The 3,013-nt window shown below is 72.5% G+C and carries 4 protein-coding genes and 1 pseudogene; 4 read left to right on the top strand and 1 reads right to left on the bottom strand.

The genetic code is table 11. The features are described 5' to 3' along the window. Nucleotides 1–112: 112 nt before the first annotated feature. A pseudogene (locus tag NCC78_RS30135) lies at nucleotides 113–307 on the bottom strand (hypothetical protein); the annotation flags it as partial. A 229-nt stretch (nucleotides 308–536) separates the two neighbouring features. Between NCC78_RS30135 and rimP the strand changes: the two are divergent. From rimP to NCC78_RS30115, 4 genes are all read left to right on the top strand, one after another. Then, the gene (gene rimP / locus NCC78_RS30130) at nucleotides 537–1,235 is read left to right on the top strand and encodes a ribosome maturation factor RimP (RefSeq protein WP_250798773.1); all 699 of its coding nucleotides are present in this window, start codon (nucleotides 537–539) and stop codon (nucleotides 1,233–1,235) included. Further along, entirely contained in the window at nucleotides 1,232–2,275 is a 1,044-nt protein-coding gene (gene nusA, locus NCC78_RS30125; RefSeq protein WP_250798771.1) for a transcription termination factor NusA, read from the top strand. Before rimP ends, nusA begins: the two co-directional genes overlap by 4 nt. Before the next feature lie 16 nt (nucleotides 2,276–2,291). After that, a complete protein-coding gene (locus tag NCC78_RS30120) occupies nucleotides 2,292–2,624 on the top strand; it encodes a YlxR family protein (RefSeq protein WP_250798770.1) in 333 nt (110 codons plus the stop codon). A 93-nt stretch (nucleotides 2,625–2,717) separates the two neighbouring features. Then, on the top strand, nucleotides 2,718–3,013 hold a 296-nt coding region (locus NCC78_RS30115; protein WP_250798769.1), incomplete at its 3' end, for a translation initiation factor IF-2 N-terminal domain-containing protein.

Below are 3,013 nucleotides of genomic sequence, written 5' to 3'. Positions count from 1 at the left end.
AGCGTCAGCCGAAGGCAGCGTCCAGGATGTCCAGGCCCCGGGCCAGTTCGTCGTCGGAGATGACCAGCGGCGGCAGGAAGCGCAGCACGTTGCCGTACGTGCCGCAGGTCAGGGTGAGCAGGCCGGCCAGCGTGGGATGTGCGGTGGCGGCGTCCCGGTGCGCGGCCGCCAGCCGGAGCGACTCGTCCACCAGCGGCGCGAGCGGATCGGGCCCGGGTGCCGGCCCGCCGTCGCGGTCGAAAAGATCACAGCCGGTCAGCGGCGCCGCGGCGCCGCCCAGCGCCAGGAGCGCCCCGGCGCGCAGCACCTTTCGCCGGGAATGCCGGCTTGTCCCGTCGCGCTGCGTCGTTCTGCCCGTCGCCACCGGACAAGTCAACACCATCCCGGCCGGTACGTGGGCCACCGGCGTCGGTGCGCCGCCCGGGTCCGCACCCGGCAGGCGCGTTACGCTCTGCGCAGCCACCGGCGCGTCCGCCCCGGTGGCGTGCCGGCATGGCGACCGATCGGGACGCCGTCGACCAGAGAAGGGTGCGGAGATGACGCAGCGTGGCCGTGCCACCAGGTCGACCGGTCCGGCGGGGAAATCCCGACGCGCCGACGACCAGCGGGGCGGGGAACGCGCCGGCGGCCCGCGCGGCGGTGACCTCGCCACCCGGCGGGCCCGGCTGCGCGAGGTGATCGAGCCGGTCGTGACCGCCGCCGGCTACGACCTCGAGGACCTCTCCGTCTCCCGGGCGGGCCGACGGCACGTGGTGCGGGTGATGGTGGACGCCGACGGCGGGATCAACCTGGACGCCGTCGCGGACGTCTCCCGGGCCGTCTCCACCGCCCTCGACGCGGCCGAGGAGTCCGGCGACGACATCGTCGCCGGGGAGTACCAGCTGGAGGTCAGTTCCCCCGGCGTGGACCGGCCGCTCACCCTGCCCCGGCACTGGCGTCGCAACGTCGGCCGGCTGGTCAAGGTGACCGTCCGGGGCGCGCTGCCCGGGCTGCGCGGCGAGCAGCCCGCGGGCGACCGGCAGGTCACCGGCCGGGTGGTCGAGGCCGACGACGAGCGCGTGGTGCTGCAGACGGAGACCGGCCGCGCCGAGCTGACCCACGCCGAACTCGGCCCCGGCCGGGTGCAGGTCGAGTTCAACCGCCTCGACGAGATCGAGGAGCCGGACTCGGAAGAGTTCGACGACGACACCGACGACTTCGACGACGAAGATGATGTGGAGGACGAGGAGAGGTGAACATCGACCTCGCGGCGCTGCGCGCACTCGAGCGCGAGCGGGAGATCCCGTTCGACACGATCCTCGCGGCGATCGAGACCGCGCTGCTGACCGCCTACCGGCACACCGAGGGCGCCGAATCGCACGCCCGGGTGGAGATCGACCGTAAGACCGGGGCCGCCATGGTCTACGCCCAGGAGCTGGACGACGACGGCAGCGTGGTGCGGGAGTGGGACGACACCCCGCACGACTTCGGCCGGATCGCCGCGATGACCGCCAAGCAGGTGATCCTCCAGCGGCTTCGGGAGGCCACCGACGAGGTGCACTTCGGCGAGTACGTCGGCCGCGAGGGTGACCTGGTCACCGGAGTGGTGCAGGCGCACGAGACGCGGACCGAGAAGGGCATCGTCAGCGTCGACCTGGGCAAGCTGGAGGGCGTTCTGCCGCAGTCCGAGCAGGTGCCCGGCGAGCGGTACGCCCACGGCGAGCGGATCCGCTGCGTCGTGGTGCACGTGGCCAAGGGGATGCGGGGCCCGCAGATCACCCTGTCCCGCTCCCACCCGGCGCTGGTCAAGAAGCTCTTCGCGCTGGAGGTGCCGGAGATCGCCGACGGCACGGTCGAGATCGGCGCGATCGCGCGTGAGGCCGGTCACCGTACGAAGATCGCGGTGCGCTCCACCACCCAGGGCGTCAACGCCAAGGGAGCCTGCATCGGCCCGATGGGGCAGCGGGTCCGCGCGGTGATGAGCGAGCTGCACGGCGAGAAGATCGACATCATCGACTGGTCGGACGATCCGGCGAACTTCGTCGGCAACGCGTTGTCGCCGGCCAAGGCTCTGCGGGTCGAGGTGGTCGACCTGGCGACCCGGACGGCCCGGGTGACCGTTCCGGACTTCCAGCTCTCCCTGGCCATTGGCCGGGAGGGGCAGAATGCCCGGCTTGCTGCCCGCCTGACCGGTTGGCGAATCGACATCCGGTCGGATGCGGAGCAGGCGGGCGCGGCCGGCCGGGGCGGGGCTGATCACGTCCCGGAGCCGGGCGGCGCGATCTCGGGCGCCTAGGGGTAGACTTCCTCCAGTGGTACGACGCGCACAACCGGAGCGCACCTGTGTGGGTTGCCGGCGACGCGCGCCGGCCAGCGATTTGCTGCGGATCGTCGCGGTCGGTGACGAGGCTGGTCACAGCCTCCGGCCCGATCCGGCTCGCAGAATGCCGGGTCGGGGAGCGCACATGCACCCGGATCCGGCCTGCTTCGCGCAAGCAGTGCGGCGGCGCGCCTTCGGGCGGGCGCTGCGCATCACCGGGATCCCTGATCACGGTGAGCTGGCGGAGCACGTCGATGCGCCAACCACTACGTCCGGTCAGCCCGATCGGGCGAGGGTCGCTAGCAGGGTAGGACGACCGACATGAGCACACGATGAAGTCCCTGAAATGACCAGGCTTCAAGTGCACGAGTGAGGTCGCTGCGGGTACTGCCCGCACGACCTCGGAGTGAGGAGTGCAGTGGCAGGTAAGGCCCGCGTACACGAGCTGGCAAAAGAGCTCGGGGTCGAAAGCAAGACCGTTCTCGCCAAGCTGAAGGAAATGGGCGAGTTCGTGAAGTCCGCGTCCAGCACCGTCGAGGCGCCCGTCGCCCGACGGCTGCGCAGCGCGTTCGTCGCATCCGCCGGATCTCCGGCACCGGCCGCCCCTCCGGCGGCCGCTCCGGCTCCGGCGCCGACCCCGACGCCGTCGCCGGCCCCGGGCGCGCCCCGGGTCTCGGCCAAGCCCATGCCGCCACGGCGGCCGGCCGCGCCGAC

It is taken from the genome of Micromonospora phytophila, assembly GCF_023656545.1.
Classification (GTDB): domain Bacteria; phylum Actinomycetota; class Actinomycetes; order Mycobacteriales; family Micromonosporaceae; genus Micromonospora; species Micromonospora phytophila.
Note: the sequence above shows the minus strand (reverse complement) of the source record. Positions and strands in the feature narration are given on the sequence as shown.